The 20,275-nt window shown below is 72.5% G+C and carries 12 protein-coding genes and 1 pseudogene; 7 read left to right on the top strand and 6 right to left on the bottom strand.

The features are described from left to right. Positions 1–137: 137 nt before the first annotated feature. From IE313_RS21000 to IE313_RS20990, 3 genes are all read right to left on the bottom strand, one after another. On the bottom strand, positions 138–7,226 hold the full coding sequence (locus IE313_RS21000; protein WP_229924823.1) for a SpvB/TcaC N-terminal domain-containing protein: 7,089 nt from the start codon (positions 7,224–7,226) through the stop codon (positions 138–140). Between the two features lie 559 nt (positions 7,227–7,785). Beyond that, the gene (locus IE313_RS20995; RefSeq protein ID WP_189934529.1) at positions 7,786–10,050 is read right to left on the bottom strand and encodes a xanthine dehydrogenase family protein molybdopterin-binding subunit; all 2,265 of its coding nucleotides are present in this window, start codon (positions 10,048–10,050) and stop codon (positions 7,786–7,788) included. A 10-nt stretch (positions 10,051–10,060) separates the two neighbouring features. After that, entirely contained in the window at positions 10,061–10,564 is a 504-nt protein-coding gene (locus tag IE313_RS20990; RefSeq protein ID WP_189934527.1) for a (2Fe-2S)-binding protein, read from the bottom strand. A 1,507-nt stretch (positions 10,565–12,071) separates the two neighbouring features. Here IE313_RS20990 and IE313_RS20985 point away from each other — a divergent pair. The 3 genes from IE313_RS20985 to IE313_RS20975 all read left to right on the top strand — a co-directional run bounded on the left by IE313_RS20985 (position 12,072) and on the right by IE313_RS20975 (position 15,130). Beyond that, on the top strand, positions 12,072–12,533 hold the full coding sequence (locus IE313_RS20985; RefSeq protein ID WP_189934525.1) for a hypothetical protein: 462 nt from the start codon (positions 12,072–12,074) through the stop codon (positions 12,531–12,533). Positions 12,534–12,905: 372 nt separating this feature from the next. After that, on the top strand, positions 12,906–13,892 hold the full coding sequence (locus IE313_RS20980; RefSeq protein ID WP_189934523.1) for a hypothetical protein: 987 nt from the start codon (positions 12,906–12,908) through the stop codon (positions 13,890–13,892). Beyond that, positions 13,889–15,130, top strand: a complete 1,242-nt coding sequence (locus IE313_RS20975; protein WP_189934521.1) for a hypothetical protein — start codon at positions 13,889–13,891, stop codon at positions 15,128–15,130. Before IE313_RS20980 ends, IE313_RS20975 begins: the two co-directional genes overlap by 4 nt. Positions 15,131–15,412: 282 nt before the next feature. On the opposite strand, the gene IE313_RS20970 is transcribed toward IE313_RS20975, so the two are convergent. Then, entirely contained in the window at positions 15,413–15,955 is a 543-nt protein-coding gene (locus tag IE313_RS20970; protein WP_189934519.1) for a PadR family transcriptional regulator, read from the bottom strand. Between the two features lie 99 nt (positions 15,956–16,054). Here IE313_RS20970 and IE313_RS20965 point away from each other — a divergent pair, with 99 nt between their 5' ends. Then, positions 16,055–16,228, top strand: a complete 174-nt coding sequence (locus IE313_RS20965; RefSeq protein WP_189934517.1) for a hypothetical protein — start codon at positions 16,055–16,057, stop codon at positions 16,226–16,228. 154 nt (positions 16,229–16,382) lie between these two features. Here IE313_RS20965 and IE313_RS20960 read toward each other — a convergent pair whose 3' ends face one another. After that, on the bottom strand, positions 16,383–17,303 hold the full coding sequence (locus tag IE313_RS20960) for an NADP-dependent oxidoreductase (protein ID WP_189934514.1): 921 nt from the start codon (positions 17,301–17,303) through the stop codon (positions 16,383–16,385). Between the two features lie 233 nt (positions 17,304–17,536). After that, the gene (locus IE313_RS20955; RefSeq protein WP_189934512.1) at positions 17,537–18,175 is read right to left on the bottom strand and encodes an HD domain-containing protein; all 639 of its coding nucleotides are present in this window, start codon (positions 18,173–18,175) and stop codon (positions 17,537–17,539) included. A 133-nt stretch (positions 18,176–18,308) separates the two neighbouring features. Between IE313_RS20955 and IE313_RS20950 the strand changes: the two genes are divergently transcribed. The 3 genes and pseudogenes from IE313_RS20950 to IE313_RS20940 all read left to right on the top strand — a co-directional run. Further along, positions 18,309–19,268, top strand: coding sequence for a GlxA family transcriptional regulator (locus IE313_RS20950; RefSeq protein WP_189934510.1), 960 nt, complete (start codon positions 18,309–18,311; stop codon positions 19,266–19,268). A 197-nt stretch (positions 19,269–19,465) separates the two neighbouring features. Continuing rightward, positions 19,466–19,789, top strand: a complete 324-nt coding sequence (locus tag IE313_RS20945) for a putative quinol monooxygenase (protein WP_189934508.1) — start codon at positions 19,466–19,468, stop codon at positions 19,787–19,789. Between the two features lie 321 nt (positions 19,790–20,110). Next, positions 20,111–20,275, top strand: a pseudogene (locus tag IE313_RS20940) (clavaminate synthase Cs1); the annotation flags it as partial.

Raw genomic sequence — 20,275 nt, 5'->3', positions numbered from 1 at the left:
GTCACCCGGCTGGGCCGGCCGGCCGGCGCCGTTGCCCTTGGCAGGCATGTGATCCCCTTCTTCTGCTCCGTACTCGGCGGACGGAAGCGGTGGCGCAGAGGGTCGTGCGGTCGCGCGCGGGTGCTCCGTGCGGCGGGTCACGGCATCGCCTTCCAGCGCCACGGGTTGTTCGTGATCTCGGGGGAGACACCCAGCCGGGCCTCCTCCTCCTTGATCTCGTGGATCGCCTTGCCCGCGTCCAGTCCGAGCCGTACCGCCCCGATCGGAGGGATCAGGCTCGCGGTGTCCCACGCGGCCGCCTTGTAGTCGCCGCGGTAGAGGTCCAGCGCGACCACTCCGAGACCGAGGGCCAGGCCGGCGGCGCGGAACAGGGTGCCGACCGTGGCGAACCCCCGCGAACCGGCTCGCGCCGCGGACCCCGCTTCCCCACCGGCCCGTGCGGCGGCGCTCTCGGCGCCCGCGGCCGCGCCGGCCTCCGTGCCGGCCGAGGTCGCCGCGCCCGCCTCCGCCCCGGTGGCCGCCTCCGTGGCCGTCTGCGCCTTCGGCGCCTGCGGTGCGGGACTCGGGCCGGGAGCCGGTTTCGCGGCGGCGTTGCGCGTGGCGGCCGAGGCCCGCCGGGCCATGCGCGCGTTGACGGCGGCTTCCAGGTCCTCACCCTGCTTGACCCTGACGTAGGGCGCGCCGGTCAGGTTCTCCATTTCCGCCACGCCCTGCATACGGGCGTTCGCCGTCTTGTAGTCGAGCCCGATCTCGATGACGTCCCTTGCCTTCTGGCTGATGAGGTTGCTCGATCCCTTCTTGCCGAACACGTGGAAGAAGCCCCGCTTGAGCACCGCGATGTCCACCGACCGCCAGTTCCGCGCCTCGGCGCCGAACGTCCCGGGGTTCACGCCGACGCCCCGGATGACCCCCTGCTCGTCGATGAGGACCTCGGGGGCGATGCGCTGCAGGTTGACCCCTTCGGACTCCCAGCCCATCGTCATGGCCGATTCCATCGTGAGGTGCGCGTTCGTGCCCTGCTCGGCCTTGCCGAGTGCGGCGAACTCGTCCTGTGGAATGTCCCTGGCCACCTTCTCCACGTACTTCAGGATCGTTCTCGCCTCGTCGTCGATCCGCCCGTCGGCGTCGCGCAGCACCGACGGTCTGTTCCTGACGTAGGCGTAGGGATTGGGCCCCGCGGACAGCCCGGCCGGGTCGGAGCTCGTCCAGCGCCCCAGCCACGGCGCGTAGTAGCGGGCACCGTGGTAGGTGAAGCCCGTCTCCGCGTCCCGTTCCTTTCCCGTGAACCGGTACCTCTTGCGGCCGACCGCACCCGTCTGCGCGTGGAAGGACGTCGTCCCCCAGGGGTGGTACTCCTCGTGGGACAGCACCACCCCGTCCTGGTCCACCTCCAGCGCCGAACTGCCGAGGTGGTCGGAGAGCTGGTAGCGGACCACGGGCTGCGGCTGCGGCACCGGGCGGCCGTCGCGCACCGTGCAGGTCTCCACCAGTGCCACCCTCGCCGTGCCGTCCGTGACGTGCAGCGTTGCGTACTCCTCGACGGTGCGCCCGGCCACCGCCTTGCGGTAGTGCTCGCTCAGGCCCAGATACGTCCGGGTCTCGGTGGTGCCGGCCCGCCGCGTCGTCGCCCGTACCCGCCGGCCGTTCACGTCGTACTGGTAGTGGGTGTCGCCGCCGCCGGCGAGGTCCACGTGGGCGAGCCGCATCTCCACGTCCCAGTCGAGCGCGGGCAGGTGCGGCATGGCGGTGATGGCGCCGTTGGCGTCGTACGCGTAGCGTGCGCTGTGGGTGCCCTCGGGGTCGCCGGGCAGGCTGCTGCCGAGCAGGCGGTTGCCGCCCGCCGCGGTCTCGTGGCGGCGGGTCCAGGCGCCGCCGCTCGCCGTGTGCGTGACGGTGCGGATGTTGCCGGCGTCGTCGTAGGCGTACGTCTCGGTGTACGGGCGCAGTGCGGAGCTGTCGTTGGCGTGCGGCAGGGGCGCGAACGGCGCGTCCTCAGGGCCGGGTTGGGCCGTCTGCCCGATGTGTTCGCGCCCGGTGGCCGCCACCAGCCGGTACACCGGGTCGTAGGTGTACGTGCGGCGGGCGCCGACCGCCGTGTTGCGGAAGAACACCGTGTCCTTGGCCGGGTCGTCGAGGACCACCACGTTGCCCACGGGGTCGTAGGCGTACTCCAGCCACTGCCAGGCGGCGCCGCCCTCCGCCGTGGTGCGCGCGGTGGCCAGGCGGAACGTGTCACGCTCGTAGCCCAGGACGGTGCGCGCCCCGCAGCCGAACTCGACCAGGGTGCGCTGGCCGCGTTCGTTGTAGTCGATGTCGCGCACGATCCCGGTCCATGTGTCGGAGTCCCGCACGGCCACCTCGACCCGCTCCAGGAGGCCGGCCACGTTGTACGCGGGCCGGGTGCGGCTGCCGTCCGGACCGGTGGCCAGCGTCGGCCGGTTGAGGGCGTCGTACGCGGTCTCGTCGCGGTGGACGGTGGTCTCCAGCAGCGGGGCCGCCAGCGTCAGAACCGCCTCGGGGTCGTCCGCGCCGGCCGTCGGGGACCAGTCGGGCTCGCCCTGCGGGTCGGCGGGCAGCCTGCGCTCGGTGGCCAGCACGTTGCCCTTGAAGTCGACGTCCGCCGTGCGCAGCACCCCGGCTCCGTCGAACACCAGGTAGGGGCGGGTGAGCAGGTTGCGGGCCCGGCCGTCGGCCAGTGCCTCGCCGTAGCAGTAGCGCACGCGCAGCCGCTCGGTCCGCTCGCCCGGCGCGGTGGCGAGGCACGAGGCGGGGCGCCGCAGCGCGTCGTAGCGCCACCGCAGCGCGCTGCCCCGGCCGTCCCAGCCGCGCACCGGCTTGCCCGCCACGTCGACCAGGCTCCACCGCTCGCCCGCGTCCGGGCTGACGGTGTGCGCGGGGTGGCCCAGCATGTCGAAGTCCTGGGTGAGGGCGGTGACCCCGCGGGCGTCGACGACGGCCCGCTCCCGGCCCTGGACGTCGCGCCGCACCTCGGTGGTGAGCCGTCGCCCCGCGCCGTTGTCCTGGACGGTGAGGTGCGGGTTGCCGAGCGTGTCGAAGCGGGTCCCGGTGTACGTGCCCGCGTGTTCCAGCGCCTGCCGTGCGGCCCGCCCCTGCGGGTCGGTGTCGGGCAGCCCGGCCCGCTCGGCGTACCAGCGGCTGTCCCGCACGGTGTCGTTGCGGTCCCACTCCTCGAGCTGCCAGGCGGTGAACACCACGCCGGACCAGGTGCCGTCCGGGAAGTCGGTGCGGACCAGCCGGCCGAGCGGGTCGTAGCGCAGCACGGCGGTGACGCCGCGCCGCACCAGTTCGTCCTCGGTGTCGAAACCGCTGTCCGGCGCGGAGTACGGCTCGTACTGGCGCACGGGGTTGCCCTTGTTGTCGTACACCGTGCGCCCGGTGCCGATCCAGCGCTCCGCGCTCTGCCCCTCCGCGGGCTCCGCCCGGACCTTCGTCAGCATGACGCGGCCGCTGCCGTCCAGGTACGTCCGGGTCTCCTGACGGGGCGAGCCGGGCTCGTGGTGCCGCTCGCGGGCCGAGGTGTGGAACCACACGGGCGCCTGCCCCAGCTCGTACGTCACCGTGGTGGTCGGGTCGTCGGCGCCGGACGCCTCCGCCGTGGCGGTGTCGAGGACGTCGCCGTCGGCGCTGCCCTCCTTGCCCAGCACGGCGGTCGCGACGATCATGCCGAGCGCGTCGAACCGCACGCCTTTGCGGTTGCCGTTGGGATCGGTCAGCAGCCACGGCTTGACCACGCGGTAGTGCGGGCGGGCCTCGGCCTCGTTGCGCAGCGGGTCGTACACCCGGACCGGCAGCAGGTGGTGGTCGTCGTACTCGGTCTCCCACTCGGCGCCGAACGGGTCGACGTACCGCACGGGCAGGTAGAACTCCTCGGGGGACACCACCTGCCGGCCCGACGGCGCCCACCAGCCGGGTCCCTCGGGCCGCTCGACGTAGCCCGCCTCGCGCAGGTCGGCCCCGGTGACGCGGTCGCCGTACACGTCCGCCACCTGCCCCGGCGCGAAGGCGAGTCGGTAGGTGCGCCAGGGCAGGGCGCGCGACCCCGCGGCGCCCGGGGGGAGTTCCGCGGACAGGTCGTCGCCGGTGTACGTGGTGAGGGTGTGCTCGATCAGGCGGCGCTGCGGTTCGGGGCCGGACGGCTCCTCATGGTACGGGACGTCGTGCTGGGCGGCCGCCGTGAGGTGGGCGACGAGCCGGTCCACGGCGAGCGGTTCACCGGGGACCGCCTGGGTGAGCCCGCCGATCTCGTACCTGCGGCTCTCGACGGGCACGCCGATCCGCCAGCGCTCCGGTGCGGCCGTGTCGTTGGTGACGACGTGCTCGGCCAGGGTGAGCCGCAGCCGGTCCTGCTCCGGGTCGGCAGGTGACTTCCGCGGGTAGGCGATCTGTGCCGTCCGCAGGACGTTGCCCCACGTGTCGACTTCGAGGGTGACGTGGTGCACGGTGCGCGGGTCGTCGGCCTGGCGCTCGCCGTGCACGATCAGCGTCTCGCCCGGGTGGACGAACACGACGGCGTGCGCGGCCGTGCCCCCGGGCTGGACGAGCCGCACCCGCGGGCTCGACTCGACGACGCTGTAGGGGCGCTGCTGCTCGGGTGTGCCGTCCTCGGCGTACGTCTCCTCGCGCAGCACCTGCCCGCGCAGTGCCCGGGCCGCCTCGCGCTCCTCGGCGGGGCCGAGCCCGGCGGGCGCGGGGGCGGCGGGCAGCAGGGGGCTGCCGTACTCCTCCGCGTACGGCGTGCCCAGGCGGTCCCGGCTCGGGTACCAACCGGTGTGCTGCCAGCGTCGCACCACCGCGGGCGGCTGGTGGAGGCCGCCACCGGCGCCGGTGAGGGCGTCGCGCTGCTCCACGTACCCGAAACCGCGGAACTCGCGTTCCGCGCCGTCGAAGTATCCGTGCCGGTAGCGGTAGGCGGCGGTCAGGGTGGTGCCGGCGATGCGGTCGTGGGTCACGGTCTCGCCGACCACCTGGACGGGGAACGGCAGCCGGGTCAGCCAGGGGTCGCCCGCCGCCTCGTCGGCCAGGTAGTAACTGGTGGAGGAGGCGTACCGGATGGTGGTGGCCCCGCCCGCCCCGTTCTCCGTACGTGCCATCAGGTGCGGTTTGCCGTCGGCCATCAGGTCCACGTACCGGACCTGCGCCTCGCCGTCCGGTCGGGGTTCGGCGATGACGAGGCAGGCCGTGCCGCGGCCGAGCACGTCGGCGACGGAGATCCGCGCGAGGGCGCCGGTGTGCGGTAGGCCGTCGAGGTGTTCCGGCGGGCTGAAGGAGTTGCCCGCCTGGTTGAACCACAGGCGCACCCCGTCCGGGCCGAGGTAGAGGACATCGGTCGGTGCGCTGCCGTCGACGTCCGCCAGCCGGATCCGCCCCTGGTCGAAGCGGTCCGGGTGGTCGAACACGGGGGCGCCCGACATGGCGACCTTGGGGCCGAAGCGGCCGTGGCCGAGGTTCGGCCAGTAGGCGATCTCGCCGTTGCCGATCCGCACCAGGTCGGTCAGCCCGTCACCGGTCATGTCGGCGAGGTGGACGCTCCGCTCGGCGTCGGCGAACAGCAGCCGCGGGCCGCGCTCCTCGTCGCGCTCCGCCGTGACCGACTCGCTCTCCCCGAAGCCGTCGGCGCCGGCGGACGGGTACCAGGTGAGGCCGTCGTCGGCGGTGACGAGGACGTCGGCGAGTCCGTCCCCGGTCAGATCGGCGAACCGCGTGTTGGGGTCCTGCCAGTCCAGCGACGGCAGGCGGTGAAAGGGCGTGAAGTCGCTCCAGCCGCGGTCCGGCGTGCGCTCGTGGTAGCCGGGGTGCGCGCCCCCGAGATCGGCGATCGCGGGCCGCCCGTCACCGTCCAGGTCGAGCAGCGTGCGTCCGACCGCGCCGCCGGGCAGCGGATCGACCGCGCGCGGGGCGGCGAGGCGGCCGTCACCGAGGTTGCGCCGGTAGTACCAGGCGCCCCCCTGCTCGGCGAGGACGCCCGCGATCCCCTCGCCGTCGAGGTCCACCCACTGGTGGGCCCCGTCGAGCCGTACGGTGCCCGTGTCGGACGCCAGTGTCCCGCTCGCCTCGGACACGACCCGCTCGGTGTAGCCGAAAGAAAGGGCGGGCAGGTCGTCGTGCCGGTACCCCTGCCCGGCGGGGACGTAGCCGCGGTGCGTCAGGGAGACCAGCTTGGTGGCGGCCGGGTCCTCCTCGTGCCCGAGCAGCAGGGCGCTCACGAGCTGCGGCCGGGGCCCGAGCTCGGGGATCCGGTGGAACACCAGTACACGGCGGCAGAGCCGGTAGGTACGGATGTCGAAGCCGCAGCGGCGGGTGGAGAACGGGTCCCTGCGCACCGGCCACGGCCGCACCTCTTCCGGGGTGGGCGCGTGCTCGTCGTGCTCGCCGTAGTCGAGTACGACCTCGAAGCAGAAGCCTGCGGCGACACCGGGTGCGGTGTTGCCGTACCGGATCCGCTTCAGGTGGCGGCCGGCGACGTGCGTGCGGTTGCGCTCCTCGGGGGCCGCGGTGTCGACCGAGGCACGGTCCTCGCTCTTGTACTCGTACACGGTGATGTTGCCGCGGTCGTCCGCCCTCTCCTGGAGCAGCCACCGGAAGACCCGCCGCGCGGGGTCGGCGGGATCGGCGACCCGGGCCTCGGGGTCGCGCCCGTACAGGCTGGTGACGTTGTCCCGCGAGGTGACCCGCCAGTGCACGTCGCCGCTGTCGCGGTGCCGCCACTGCTCGATCCGGACGAAGGCGGCCTCGGTGCGCGGCCGGTACGCGGTGACGTCGTACGCGCCGTCGGGGCGGGGCGCGGGCACGGCGGCCGGGACGAGGTCCTCCGCGCCCGAGAGCTGGAAGACGTCGGAGTCGAGGTACCTCGGCAGTCCCCTGTCGGTGCCCCGCGAGATGGACGGCACGTCGAGCGACCAGCCGAGGCCGAAGGGCGAGTTGCCCGCCCCCGAGTCGTAGCCGAGGGTGAGCGCGGGCTCGGCGCCGCGAGCCGGTGTCACGGCGACGGGTACGGCGTAGGTGGCGGTGCCCGTCACCGGGCTGGTGGCGAACTTCTCCCCCATCGAGCGGATGGCGCCACCGGCTTTGGGCAGGGAGAGCGAGGGTCGGCCCGGTGCCGCCTCGTCACGTGCCCCCGGCCCTGAGGACGCGGCGGTGAAGGGGGCGGGTCGGACGCCGGGCCCTCCGGTGGGCCCCGCCGTACGGTCGTCGGCAGCTCTGGACATGACCATCCGCCTCCCGCCTGCCCGTCGGCCCTGAGGCCGGACACCACAGTCATCAGGAATGGCCGGGTTGTCGAGTGGCGTTCCGGTCAGAAGGGCATGATTCCTCCTTTGGAGTGAAGACAGGGGCGATGAGGTGACTCTTTCGCGATTTCGCCCGCCGGCGCAGGAGCCGATATGCGCCGGCGCGCGGCGCGCGTCCCCGCGGAAGCGGGGGCGTACGGGAGGCAGGAAGCGCGCGGGCGGGCGCGGGCGCGGACGACACGGACGACGCCGGGTCGCCGCCCGCCGGTGCCATGGCCGACGGCGGCCGCGCCACGGCCGGGAGGCGGCTCGGGACAGGAGGTCCTGACGGTCCGCTGACCCGTCGCCCTCGCCCGAACCGCCCCCGACCGGGCAGACGCCGCACGCCGGCAGCCGGCGCAAGCCCGGCGCGGCACCCCTCGGCCGTCAGCAGCCGCGGTTCACGGCCGGCGGCCTGCGCCCCGGCGCGGCGGCGGTGTGCAGGACGCCGTGGTGACAGGCGCCCGGTGAGGGGCGCCCGCCTGCCTCGACCGGGTGACTACCCCATGGCCGCCTTGACCACCTCCGCGGTGAAGGGCATCGTGCGGAGCCGCACGCCGGTGGCGTCGAAGATGGCGCTGGAGATGGCGGACGGCATCACGTTGACGGCCGGCTCGCCGACTCCGGTCGGCGGTATCTCCGGGTTGGGGACGAGGACCGTCTTGATCGTCGGTGTCTCGTCCATCCGGAGCATCGGATAGCTCTTCCAGTCGGCGGTGGTGACGTTGGAGGTGTCGAACTTCACCTCCTCGTGGAAGACCCGGCTCGCGGTCTGGATCACACAACTGGTGATCTGGTGCTCGATGGCACGCGGGTTGATGATCTGGCCCTGGTCCTGTGCCACGGTCACCTCCGTGAGCAGGACCTTGCCCGTTGCGGGGGTCACCTCCAGCTTGACCACCCCGGCGGCGTAGGTGCCGTCGCGCAGGACGAACGCGATGCCCTGCCCCGTGACGGTGCCGCTGCCGGTGCCCGCGTCCTTCCTGGGCGAGGGCCGCGACTCCCAGCCGGCCGCCTTCGCCGCCGCCTCCAGGACGGCGATCGCCCGTGTGTCGGTGAGGTGCTTCAGGCGGAACGCGAGCGGGTCCTGTCCGGTCCTGGCTGCGATCTCGTCGACGAATGCCTCCTGCGCGAAGGTGATCTGGTACTGGCCGGGTGAGCGCAGGAAGGTGGTGCGGAGCCCGAACCCGTAGGGCGAGGTGTCGGCGCCGAACTCGGGCATCTGGTGGGCGAGTTCCAGCAGGTTCGGGAACTGGTAGAGGTCGGGACCGGTCCAGTTCCCGACCGGACGGCGCCCACCCGGCGCCTGGGCGCCGACCAGGAGCGGACCGAGCATGGTGCTGTCGTTGTTGGGTGCCATGAACGCGTCGTGCTTCCAGGCGGTGACGTTGCCGGACTCGTCGAGCCCTGCCGCCATGTCGTGGAGCGTGCCGGGGCCGTGCGGCTCCCAGATGTGCTCGTCCTCCCGGCTCCACTGCACGCGCACCGGCCTGCCCAGCTTCTGGGAGAGGAACACCGCCTCCGAGGCCGCGTCGTCGTAGTTGGCGCTGAGGCGCCCGTAGCTGCCGGATCCGTCCAGCCAGACCACCTCGACCTGCTCGGGGGCGATGTCCAGCATCTGCGCGATGCCCTTCCTGAGCCCCTGCGGGTACTGGGTGGCCGACCAGACGGTCACGCTGCCGTCCCGGCGCACGTCGGCGACGGCGCAGCTCGGGCCGATCATGCCGTGGTTCTCGAACGGGGTCTGGTACGTGGTCTCAAGGGTGGTGGCGGCGGCGGCGAAGGCGCTCTCGAAGTCGCCCTGGCTGGCGTGCGTCATGGTCTTCGCCGGCAGGGCGCGCATGGCGGCCGGCCAGTCCTCGCTCCCGGGCAGGCCGTTCCAGTCCGACCAGGTGACGGGCAGCTCTGCCGCTCCCTTGACCGCGTCCCACTCCTGCTCCGCGGCCACCGCGACCAGATTGCCCAACTGGACCACCTGCGCCTTGCTGCCGGAGGGGAGCCGGCCCACGGAGACCACGGTGGAGCCGATCCCCTTGGGGTGGACGACCCTGGCGTGGAGCATGTGCGGGACCCTGACGTCGTGGACGAACATGGTCTTCTGGCGGACCTTGTCCACGATGTCGACCCGGGGGACGGACCGGCCGACCAGGGTGTACTCGGTGACCGGCTTGGGCGTGGCCCCGACGTGCGTGCCCTTGTCGTCGATCACGATCGGCGTCACCGCGGTGAGCGCCCTGCCGTGGACCAGCCGGCCGTAACTGACCTTCTTGGACCCGTGGCTGACCACACCGTTCTCGACCGTGAGCTCGTCCACCGGGACGTGCAGCCGCTTGGCGGCGAGGGCGAGCAGCGTCGCCCTGGCCTCGGCGGCGATGAGCCGGGCTTGGGTACCCGCTCGGGCGATCGTGGTGCTGCCGGCCGTGACGCCCTGGTCCGGGGTGACGTCGGTGTTGCCCATCACCACGGTGACGCTCTCGAACGCGGCGTCGAGCTCCTCGGCCACCATCTGCGCGAGGGCGGTCCGGTTGCCCTGGCCCAGCTCGACGTGCCCGGTGCGCCAGGTGATGGTGCCGTCGGCGTGCACCGTCAGCCAGGTGGCGAGGTCGGTCAGGTCGGGGGTGGGAAAGGGCACGCCCGCCGCCGCCGCTTCCGCCACCGAGGTCCGCAGGGCCATCGGCACCGCGGCCGACATCACGACCAGGGCGCCGCCTGCCTTGAGGAGGCCGCGCCGGCTGAGCGTCCCGGATTCCTTGTCGATGCTCATCTTCGACTCCTCAGGCCATCAGCTCGGCGGCCCGCTGCACCGCTTTGATGATCTGGTCGTAGGTGCCGCACCGGCACAGGTGGGCCGAAGGACCCGAGGTGCTGAACGCCGTCATGATCTCGCTCACCGAGGGGTTGGGGTTGTTGGCGAGCAGGTTGGCGGTCGTGATCATCATCCCGTTCTGGCAGTAGCCGCACTGCGGGACCTGCTCCTCGATCCATGCCTGTTGGATGGGGTGGAGGTCCGCGTGCGGTACGTCCTTGTCCTTCTCCCAGAGCGCGGGCAGGCCCTCCACCGTCGTGATGTTCTGCCCCTCGAACTCCGAGACGGGCTTCACGCAGGTTCGCCTCGCGCCGTCGTCCGTCAGTACCGAGCAGGAGCCGCACTGTTCCAGGCCGCAGCCGAATTTCGGTCCCGACAGGCCGAGCTCTCCGCGCAGCACGTAGAGCAGCGGTGTGTCGGGGGACGAGGTGACCTGTTCTTCCTTGCCGTTGACGACCAGTTCGATTGCCATGCGGAACCTCCGTCGGGAGTAAGTGGCCAGACCTGTCAGCCCTCTTCGCCCCTCGGTGACCCGGCGGTGGAAGAGGCTGACTGATGCGTTACCGGAGTGCGGTCGAGGGCGCAGTCGTCCGATTGCCGCCCATCACTTCGGTTTCCTTGCAGACACTTCGGCTTTCCTGCAGATATTGGTGCGAGCCGATCCGCCGCGGCCGGGATTCCCCGTCGCGGCCGGCGGCTCGGCGGGTGGGGACACCGCCGGGGTCGAACACGCGGGAGGTGCGTGGCCGCGGCTCACCGAGCCGGTGTACCGGCACGTCCCGGTGATGTCCACGCCCCGCCGAGGCGGGAGTCGGCCTTCCCCTTGAGGCGGCGGACCCGCGGCAGGACGGTGACGGTCGCGCCGGCGGGCCTCACCGGGCTTCTTCGCTGGTCACTCGTTCTCCTTCGCACTGTCCCATGACGGCATACCGCCGGCCCGGAACGCCGGGCCCGGACGTCCTTGGCACCCAGGACGCCTGACACCCCGTTCGAGCACCCCAACGCTGGCCAGCGGAGGGCGTTGTCGTCAATGGATCGGAACAAGACTGGCCGGAATTTGCTACCGTTGAGTCGGACGGCCTCTTTTTACGTAGTAGTTCGGGGCCTCTCATGTCGATAACGGCCCCGAAGCGCACTGAGACCGCCTTCCGTACTCTTTCGGAGAAATGTGCGGTAGCATTCGCGAGCGGCGAGCACACCTGCGACCAGGTCCCCTCGGCGGGATTGACCGGGGGGTGTCGCCGGCCGGTGGTGCCCATCCTGTATCGGCGGAGTCCGTATCGAATCCTGCGGTAGCGATACCCGCGGTATCGAGGCATGCGGTATCGAGGCATGCGGTATCGAGGCATGCGGTATCGAGGCATGCGGTATCGGTACATCCGACAGGGGGCACCCGGTAGCGATGCAGTCGGCATTGACGCATTCGGCCCGCGCCTTTCCCAGCCATTGCCCAGTGCGCTATTGCTCGGTGCGATCCGTTCTCCTGCGGCATTCGCGGTGCGATCGATACCGCCCAGCGCCTCCCTCGCGACGCGGAAAGGGGCCCGATCCGAGCAGTTCTCCGGGACGGCCGCGGATGCAGCGGTCGCTGATCCGCTCCTTGATCGGGGACGACCGGATGCCCCGGGCCGTCCACCACGCCCCCGGCCACGTCGAGGAGGCCGCCGAGACCGCCGCCTCGGCCCCTTTGCGCACCCGGGTTTTCGGCCGGTGCGGCGGGAGTGCGTGCCGGGCGACGGGGCGGACGTTGCCTGCCGGGGCACCGGCGACGGGACCGTGACCTCCACCGGACGCATCGCGGCACAGGGGTCGCACCGCGCGTACAAGCACAAGCACGAGCCCGAACCACAGAACGGAGAGCACACCGCGGTACGGGGTGAACGCGCAGGTCGTCGCCGTCTCGGACGGGGGCTGCCGTGGTCCGCCGGTGAGGTCGAGCGGGCTGACGGGGGCTCACCCGTGCCGTTACCCTCCCTGCCATGACATCCCAAGGGCGCAGCGCCGGATCCGTCGTCTGCATCGTGTTCGCCGTCCTCAGCCTGGTCACGGCGGTGATCGTGGCGGTGACGGCGCTGACCGCGACCTCCCACGTCTCCGACGAGCCGCAGCGCCCCAACAGCGCCCAGCCGGAACTCTTCCAGGACCCCGCGTGCGGCACCCGCCCGGACACGGCGCCCGACCAGGTGTTCTTGGCCTGTCTCTCCGATTCCGAGTCGCAGGCGCAGGAGGACGCGGCCTTCTGGGGGGCCGAGACCGCGGCACGGCAGGCGGACGCCCGGGCGAAGGGCGACCTGGCGATCATCTTCGGCCTGATCGGGCTGGCGTTCGCGGTCTGCGCCGGCGTGTTCCGCGCGAGCGGCAGGTCGGTGCCGCGAACCGCCGCCCCGGCGGGGGCGGCGCCCGGCCCCGGCGCGGCACAGGGCACCGTACCCCTCCAGTGACGCTCCGGGGCGGGAGCACGAGGGCAGGGGCGGCACCCGTCGGCACCACGTCCGGTGGCCGAGCCGCACCTGTCGGAATAAGGACTGTCAGTGGCTCCCGCTGTCTGGTGTCGTGTCAGGTACACCGCGCTGTGCGCCCGGATCGCAAGGGGATGGCCGAGCCCGGCCCGGGAGGGCGGGGCCAAGGGCTGTCCCGCAATCCCCGGTGGATCGGCGAGCGGCGTCAGATGCGGTCGATCGCAAGGCGGAAAGTCGCCCTCGTACCGGGTCGTGCGTGGGCGATCCCGACGACGCGGCGAGTGGCCGTAGCCGGCTGACGTCGGGAGCCCGCTGGGGATCACGGGACAGCCCTTGGGGGTCGTGGAGATGGCAGTGGGCTCACCCGCCGCTGGAGGACAGGACGACGAGCGCTCCGAGACGGTACCCGCAAGCGGGGAGGGCGGGAGCGCGCTGCCCGCGCGCAGTGCCACGAGCGGCCGCCCGGGCGCGGCCGGGGGCGGGGCCGCGGGGACCGACCCGGCGCCCGCCTCGGACCCGGGCGGTGGCGGCGCTCCCCGGACCGCACCCGGTCAGGAGGCGGCCGCGCCGGCAACGGCCGGCGCACGCCTCGCCCGATGGCTGCGGACCGTTCCGGGACTGGCCGCGTCCACCGTCGTCACCACGCTGTGTGCCGCAGCGGCGACAGCCCTGTTCACCGGAGCGCTGCACCTGTGGCCCGAGTCGTCGAAGGTCTCCCTCTCCGTGGAGACCGACCCGCTGCGCATCGACGCCGAGGACGAGTCCGTCCAACTCGTCCCTGCCGGGCGGTTCGACGGCAGCGAACCCGAGGACGGGTGCGCCGGCTTCTGGGACTGGGCGCGGGCCCGGGGAGGCGTGGACGAGGACCGCACCAGGATGCAGTTGACGGTGAGCAACCGCGGATCGAACACGCTCCTGATCACCGGTATGCGGGCCGAGGTGGTCTCCCGCAGGTCCGTCGGCCGCGTCGTCGAGGCCGGTTGCCGCTCACAGGGGGAGGCGAACGTGTATTCCGTGACCATCGACCTCGACAGGTCCCGGCCCTACGCCGTGTACGTCAAGAACGGTGTGAGCCGACCGCCCGACTTCACCGTGGCCGCCGGCGGCCTTGAGACCTTCCTCGTCACGGCCGGGATCACCCACGGTGCCGCCGAGTGGAAGCTCGCCGTCGACCTCGTCGAGGACGGGCGCAAACGCACGGTCGTCGTGGACGACGGCGGCGGACGGCCCTTCACGACCGTGACCGCCCCCGCCGCCGTGCCCCGGTGGGAACTGGACCCGGACGGCGGAGGCTGGCACGACCGGGGCAGGTCCGCGAGCCGATCGAGCGGTGCGTCGTGAAAAGCCCGGACGCGGGCTCCGAGCGGTCCCCGGGGCGCGTGCTCGGCACCCGCGCGGTCACGGCCGTACTGGCCACGGCGTTGACAGCCGGAGTGCTCGTCCCCCTGATCGTCCTGTGGCTCGGGCACGGAGCAGCCGGTGGCCGTCCCGGTCCTTCCGGAGCACCGCAGGTGACCGTCCCGCGTCCGCGTCCGCTGCCGCAGTCAGTGGGAGGGGCACGGGTCACCACGATCGCCGCGGGCAACGGCGTCATCGCCTACGGAACCGAGGACGGCGGCCTCTACGCCTCCCCGGTGGGCGCCGACCCGCGACGCATCGCCCGTCTGAACGAGCGGGTGGTGAAACTGGCCTTCGACTCGGGCGGACGGTGGCTCGCGGCCGTCGACCTCGGCAGCCGGCTCGCCGTCGTCGACACCGCCCGCCCGAACTCCCCGGTCGCCGTCCGCAGCATCCGGGCGCAGTCCCCCCTGTACCGCTTTCCCGTACCCAGCGCGCTCGCCATCGACTCCACGGGCAGCCGCGTCGCCGCGCAGACGGACGCGATCGGCATCTACGACCTGCGCGGCGGTCCCTCCGCCCCGCACGACGACCCGCCACGTTGGCTGGACGAAGTCGGCGACAACGACCTGGCGTTCGTCGACGGCGACCTCGTCACGGCATCCACGGACCCCGGTGTGTGCGAGGGCGACTACACGTGCGTGCACGTCTACGACGTGTCCACGCTGCGCATGGAGCGCCAGATCCGCTTTCCCGTGGCGGTCAACGCCCTGATCGACCACGGTCGTCTGCTCTCCACCACGTTGAGCCACGCCTTCGTGCTGGACTACCGCACAACCAGCCCGCAGCCGGGCGCCACGGCGGCCCCCGGGCGGCCTCGTCCGGCGCTCGGCAGCACCGTCGCGGAGAAGACCATCAGCACCCGGCGCAGTCCCTCCCTCCGGCCGGTGGCCTACGACGGCCACCTCGTGGCCGTCATGCTGGACGCACGTCTCGTCTTCTTCGAGCCCGCCTCCCGCCGCACCCTGGCCACCGTCCGCCTGTCCTTCGCCACCTGCCCGTCAACGGCCGGGCCTGCGCCACTCGCGGAGTTCAGCACCTCGTTCTCCCCGGATCACAAGACCCTGGCCGTAGCCGGTTTCTGTCCACCGGCGAACGACGTGGACGATGACACCGAGGAGGGCAGACGCCTGTCGACCTACCGGTACTGGGTGCTCGCCTATCCATCCCTGTCGCGGTGAGCCGGTGTGCCGGTGTGCCGGTCCACCTGTGGACGGCCCGCCGGCCGTGGCGGCCCGCCATTGAGCGTGACCGCGGTGCCGTGAGAACTCCGCACATGAGCGGGCCCGCTACCGCCCCCGGCCCCACCGGCCGACCCCGTCCCGTTCCGGATCCTCACCGCATGGCGGCGCGGCGGAACGGCGAAGCGCACAGTGGCACCGTCGGCCCCCGCCCGCCGAGCGCCCCGTACCGTGCCGCCCACACGCCCCTCCCCTGCGGACACGCTCCAGAGGCAGGTGGTGTCAGGTCGAACGGATGGTGTGGCGCCGGTCCAGGCGCTCCAGTGCCCACTCGGCCCAGTCGTGCATCGCCTGGTACTGCCGCAGCCCGAACTCGGCCGCCAACTGCCCCAGGGCGTCACGGCCCTCGGGCGGCTCCACCTCCCGTCCGGCCCGGTGCTCCCGGAGCACGGACAGGTTGCGCTCGGCGAACTCGACGACGCCGCGCAGCGCGGTGGCCGCTTCCTCCGGCTCCAGCGCCTCCAGGAGGAACATGCGCAGGACCTGCTCGTTGCGCACCACCCCCCGCCCCCAGGGCGCCTGCAACCACGAGCGCAGCTCTTCGCGCCCCTTGTCCGTCACGGCGTACGTCCGTCGGCCGCGCGGACCTTCCTGCGTGACCTCCACAAGGCCCCGCTCCGCCATCCGGACGAGCTGCGGGTACACACTCGTGTGCCCGGCCTTCCAGGCCCACCGCCCCAGATCCCCCTCGAACTCCTTCGTCAGGTCGTATCCACTGGCCGGTTCCACGGCCAGCAGACCCAGTAGTGCCTCCGTAAGTGACATGTCAGCACCTTGGATGTCACCTGACGACCGCCGCCTTTGGTGCGGCGGTCAACCTGGGCCTCACCACCCGGCAGGCGCGGGCCGTGCAGCGCGTTCGGGGTGTACAGCGGCCCGGACGACGGGATCGTCGAGGCCGACACCGTCTCTGCGCCGCAGCAGATGCCGACCGTCATCGTCGGCTGCCGGGGCCCGATCGACGCAATCGCCGCCCCGCAGACCGAGGCCGCGTTCGCGCGCCACGCCGAGGTGCTCGTCGAGGACGACGGCGTGTGACGGCCGGTCGGGCTGTCGCGGGGGGCCACGCGACAGCCCGACCGGGCGCGTGAGCGCCCCGCGTCACGCCCCCGGCATCGCCCTCGGAAGCGGAGGGCATCCGCCCCCGCCGGCGTGCCGCCTGGTCGTGGGCTGCCGCCCGCGGACGTGGCCGTCAGACCTGGGCGACCTGGATGATCGTCCGGCCCAGTACGCGCTGACGCGGGGCGAAGGCGGCCGGCGCCTCCGAGAGGGGCCGCACGGAACCGATGATCGGGCGCAGCCGTCCGTCCCGCAGCCGCTGGGCGAGGCCGGCGAGCTGGGCACGGTCGGGTTCCACGACGAAGAACACCGCACGCCCGTCCTTCGGCCGGACCGTGGGCGGGGCGGCGATGGTGACGAGTGTGCCGCCGGAGCGCACCAGCGCGGCCGAGCGGTCGAGGATGTCGCCGCCGATCACGTCGAGCACCACGTCGACCTCACCGGCGTCCTCCAGGCGGTCGGCTCCGAGGTCCAGGAATGCCTCCGCGCCGAGACCGAGTACCGCGTCCCTGTCGTCGGCCCGCCCGGTTCCGATCACTCGGGCACCCGCCTCGCGGCCGAGTTGGACGGCCATCGACCCGACACCGCCCGCGGCACCGTGCACCAGAAGGGTCCGGCCCGCCGCGAGACGGGCGTGGTCGAACAGCGCCTGCCACGCCGTCAACCCCGAGATGGGCAGCGCGGCGGCCGTCGTGTGGTCGATGTCCGCCGGAAGCGGTGCGAGATTGCGGGCCTCCACCGCGGTGTACTCGGCCAGCGAGCCGTCACGGCACCAGTCGGCGAACCCGAAGACCCGCTGGCCGACGCTGAGGCCGGTGGTGCCGTAGCCCAACTCGACGACCACGCCGGACAGTTCGTGCCCGGGTACGCTGGGCGTCCGGTCGCGGCCGGCGCGGTCCGACCACGTTCCCGGCCAGTCGAGCTCTCCGCGGGTGAAGCCTGCGGCGCTCACGCGCACGATGACGTCGTTCTCGGCGGCGTGCGGACGGGGCATGTCCGTCAGGAAGACTCCCTCGACCCCGGCCTCTCGGTCTCGAACTGCTACGGCCTGCATAGAAGATATGTCCTTGCTCTGCGATGTGAATGAGTTCGCGGTCCTCGCGCGCCGCAGGAGACGTTCACTGTGGCACATTCCGCCGATTACTCCGTACCGACGTGCGGGGAATTCCGGGAGGGAATCGATACAGGCGTATTCGGTGCGAGGAAAACAGAAACCGGTGTCGTGCGGTCGCGATCGGGTTCGACCAGGCGGCCGGGCCCCGTGCCCGGCCGGGGCCCGCGGTCGGCTCAGCTCGGCCAGGGCGCCCGGGTGATGCGCTCCACCGTCGTCGTGCGGTGGAATCCGGGGACGAAGTGCTCCAGCACGTCCGCGTTCACGGTGCCGTTCGTGGTTTCCGGCCGGTGCTTGAGGCCCTCGACGTAGGCCCGGAGGAACCCGTTCTTGAAGTCGCCCCGCGGATGGACGGCGACGACCTCGTCGACACGGCTGCTGTCCAGCTCGTCCAGGGCGAAGCCGAGCACGTCGGTCAGTACGCCGAAATAGGTCACGGCCGTCTCCGGCCCCATACGGCTCGGAATCCCCGGGGTGGTGTGCAGCGCGATCGCCGTCCAGACCACGTCGGCGGCCGAGGCCGGGAAGCCGCGATTGAGCAGGAAGGCGCGCGCATGGTCGGCGCCATCCACCTCGAAACGCTGTTCCACGTCCGAGAAGGGCCTCAGAAGGCCGGTGTCGTGGAACATGGCAGACAGGTAGAGCAGTTCGAGGTCGGGCTCAAGACCGAGTCGGCGGGCGTGCATCGCACCGAAGAGGAAAACCCGCCGGGAGTGGTGGTAGAGGAGGGGGCCGGTCGTTTCCTGGACGAGCCGGGTGGAATCGGCGACCGCCGCTGTCTCGGGAATCTCCACCCCCGCGATGATCTCACTCATGATCTGCGCACTTCCTGCTTTCGGTGTGTTACGAATAATGGTGCCTGCGTTTCCAGACTTGCACTGCCGGGCGTTTCGCGCCGCCTCGGTCCGGCCATGAACCACCCGAATCCGGACAGCAGGGGAAGGGATCATGAGCTCAGCCACGCACCAGGTCGCCATGCTCGTCTTCGACGGCGTCACCCTCCTGGACGTCGCGGGCCCGACCGAGGTCTTCGCGGAGGCGAACAGGTTCGGCGCCGACTACCGCATGGTGCTGCTGTCGCCGACGGGCGCGGACGTCACCTCCTCCCTCGGCATCCGTATCGGGGTCGACGACGCCGCGGGCTCGCAGTCCGCGGTCCACACGCTCGTGGTGGCCGGCACGGACCTCTACCCACGCGCGCCCGTCGCACGGGACGTGCTCGACGCCGCACGGACGCTGGCGCCCCGCGCCGACCGGGTCGTGTCCATCTGCACCGGCGCGTTCGTCCTCGCCGCCGCCGGCCTGCTGGACGGCAAGCGCGCGACCACGCACTGGAAGGCCGCGCACAAACTGGCCGCCCGGACCCGCGGCAGCCGCGTCGACCCCGACGCGATCTACGTCCGCGACGGCGCCACGTACACCTCGGCGGGTGTGACCGCGGGCATCGACCTGGCGCTGGCCCTCGTCGAGGAGGACCACGGCCCCGCCCTGGCCCGCGACGTCGCCCGCGCCCTGGTGGTCTACCTGCAGCGTGCCGGCGGCCAGTCGCAGTTCTCCGCCCCGTTGCAGGGGCCGCCGCCCCGATCCCCCGCGCTGCGCAGCATCACCGACCTGGTACAGGCGGATCCCAAGGGCGACTACTCACTCGCCAGGCTCGCCCGGCACCTGAGCGTGAGCCCCCGGCACCTCACCCGGCTCTTCCGCGAGGAACTGTCCACCACACCCGCGCGCCATGTCGAGATGATCCGCTTCGACATGGCGAAGGCACTGCTCGACCAGGGCCATGCCACGGCGCAGGCGGCAGACCTCGCCGGCTTCCCCAGCTACGAGAGCATGCGGCGGGTCTTCGCTAGAGAGCTGGCCATGAGCCCGGCCGCCTTTCAGCGGCGCTTCGGTACGGCCCGGTGAACCGGTCCGGACGCCCCCGGCCCAGGAGGCGACGCCCTCCGTGTCCTCGCCCTCGCTCCTCCCCCTCCCTCGCGCTCGCCCGCCCTCGGCCTCGCCCCCTCCACCCCGCGCGGGCCGCCGTGCTCCCGCCGCGACGCCCGCCTCCCGCCTCCGGCACACGGCCCGTCCCGCACAGGACGGAGGCGTAGGGTGTCGCAATGATCTTTATCGTCGTCAAGTTCGCCGTGAAGCCGGAGCACGCCGAGGAGTGGCCCCGGCACGTCGAGGCATTCACCACCGCGACCCGGCAGGAACCGGGCAACCTGTGGTTCGAGTGGTCCCGCAGCCTGGAGGACCCCGACACCTACGTCCTGGTCGAGGCGTTCCAGGACGACGCCGCGGAGGCGCACGTCACCTCCGACCACTTCCGCGCCGGACTGGAGACCATGCGCCCCCTGCTGCGCCGCACTCCCGACATCATCAGCACCACGATCCCCGGCGCTCAGGGATGGAGCACCATGGGAGAGATCACGATCGACTGAACCCCGCCGGGGGCGGGGTGCCGCGCGGCACCCCGCCCCCGGTGACGAGCGTCCTGGCGCCCCCCTCCGCGGGCAGGCAGGGCAGACGATGTCGCAGGCTGCGGCACAGGGCCCGTCGGCCGCCCGTGCCCGCACCGCGCCGGCGGCGCCCCGGCAGGAGTGGTGCCGCCCTCGGAAGCGGTCCGGTGGCCAGGTCTGGTGGGAGCCGGCCGGCGCGGACGGGAGAAGCCGGTCCGGGGCGGTGGCACCGGCGGTGTGGCTCCAGCGCAGCACGCCGACGCCCACTCATCCCATGGCAGCGCCGAGCAGTTGGACACCCTCCCCGGGGCGCACTTCCTGTCGTCGGAGACCTCGCAGACGCTGCTGGAGTTCCACACGGAGATGGCGTACCACGTCCGGCAGCCCAACCATGTGATGCTCGCCTGTTCCCGGGCGGACCACGAGAGCCGGGCCGCGACGCTGGTCGGCTCGGTGCGCAAGGCGCTC

This window comes from Streptomyces sulfonofaciens (genome assembly GCF_014656295.1).
In the GTDB taxonomy this organism is placed as follows: domain Bacteria; phylum Actinomycetota; class Actinomycetes; order Streptomycetales; family Streptomycetaceae; genus Streptomyces; species Streptomyces sulfonofaciens.
The sequence above is the reverse complement of the archived record's forward strand: the minus strand, read 5'-3'. Positions and strand labels throughout refer to the sequence as shown.

What these genes read in the sequence shown, in the direction of transcription:
- IE313_RS21000 (WP_229924823.1), bottom strand. Translation starts at nt 7,226, where the DNA reads ATGTCCAGAGCTGCCGACGACCGTACGGCGGGGCCCACCGGAGGGCCC.
- IE313_RS20995 (WP_189934529.1), bottom strand. Translation starts at nt 10,050, where the DNA reads ATGAGCATCGACAAGGAATCCGGGACGCTCAGCCGGCGCGGCCTCCTC.
- IE313_RS20990 (WP_189934527.1), bottom strand. Translation starts at nt 10,564, where the DNA reads ATGGCAATCGAACTGGTCGTCAACGGCAAGGAAGAACAGGTCACCTCG.
- IE313_RS20985 (WP_189934525.1), top strand. Translation starts at nt 12,072, where the DNA reads ATGACATCCCAAGGGCGCAGCGCCGGATCCGTCGTCTGCATCGTGTTC.
- IE313_RS20970 (WP_189934519.1), bottom strand. Translation starts at nt 15,955, where the DNA reads ATGTCACTTACGGAGGCACTACTGGGTCTGCTGGCCGTGGAACCGGCC.
- IE313_RS20960 (WP_189934514.1), bottom strand. Translation starts at nt 17,303, where the DNA reads ATGCAGGCCGTAGCAGTTCGAGACCGAGAGGCCGGGGTCGAGGGAGTC.
- IE313_RS20955 (WP_189934512.1), bottom strand. Translation starts at nt 18,175, where the DNA reads ATGAGTGAGATCATCGCGGGGGTGGAGATTCCCGAGACAGCGGCGGTC.
- IE313_RS20950 (WP_189934510.1), top strand. Translation starts at nt 18,309, where the DNA reads ATGAGCTCAGCCACGCACCAGGTCGCCATGCTCGTCTTCGACGGCGTC.
- IE313_RS20945 (WP_189934508.1), top strand. Translation starts at nt 19,466, where the DNA reads ATGATCTTTATCGTCGTCAAGTTCGCCGTGAAGCCGGAGCACGCCGAG.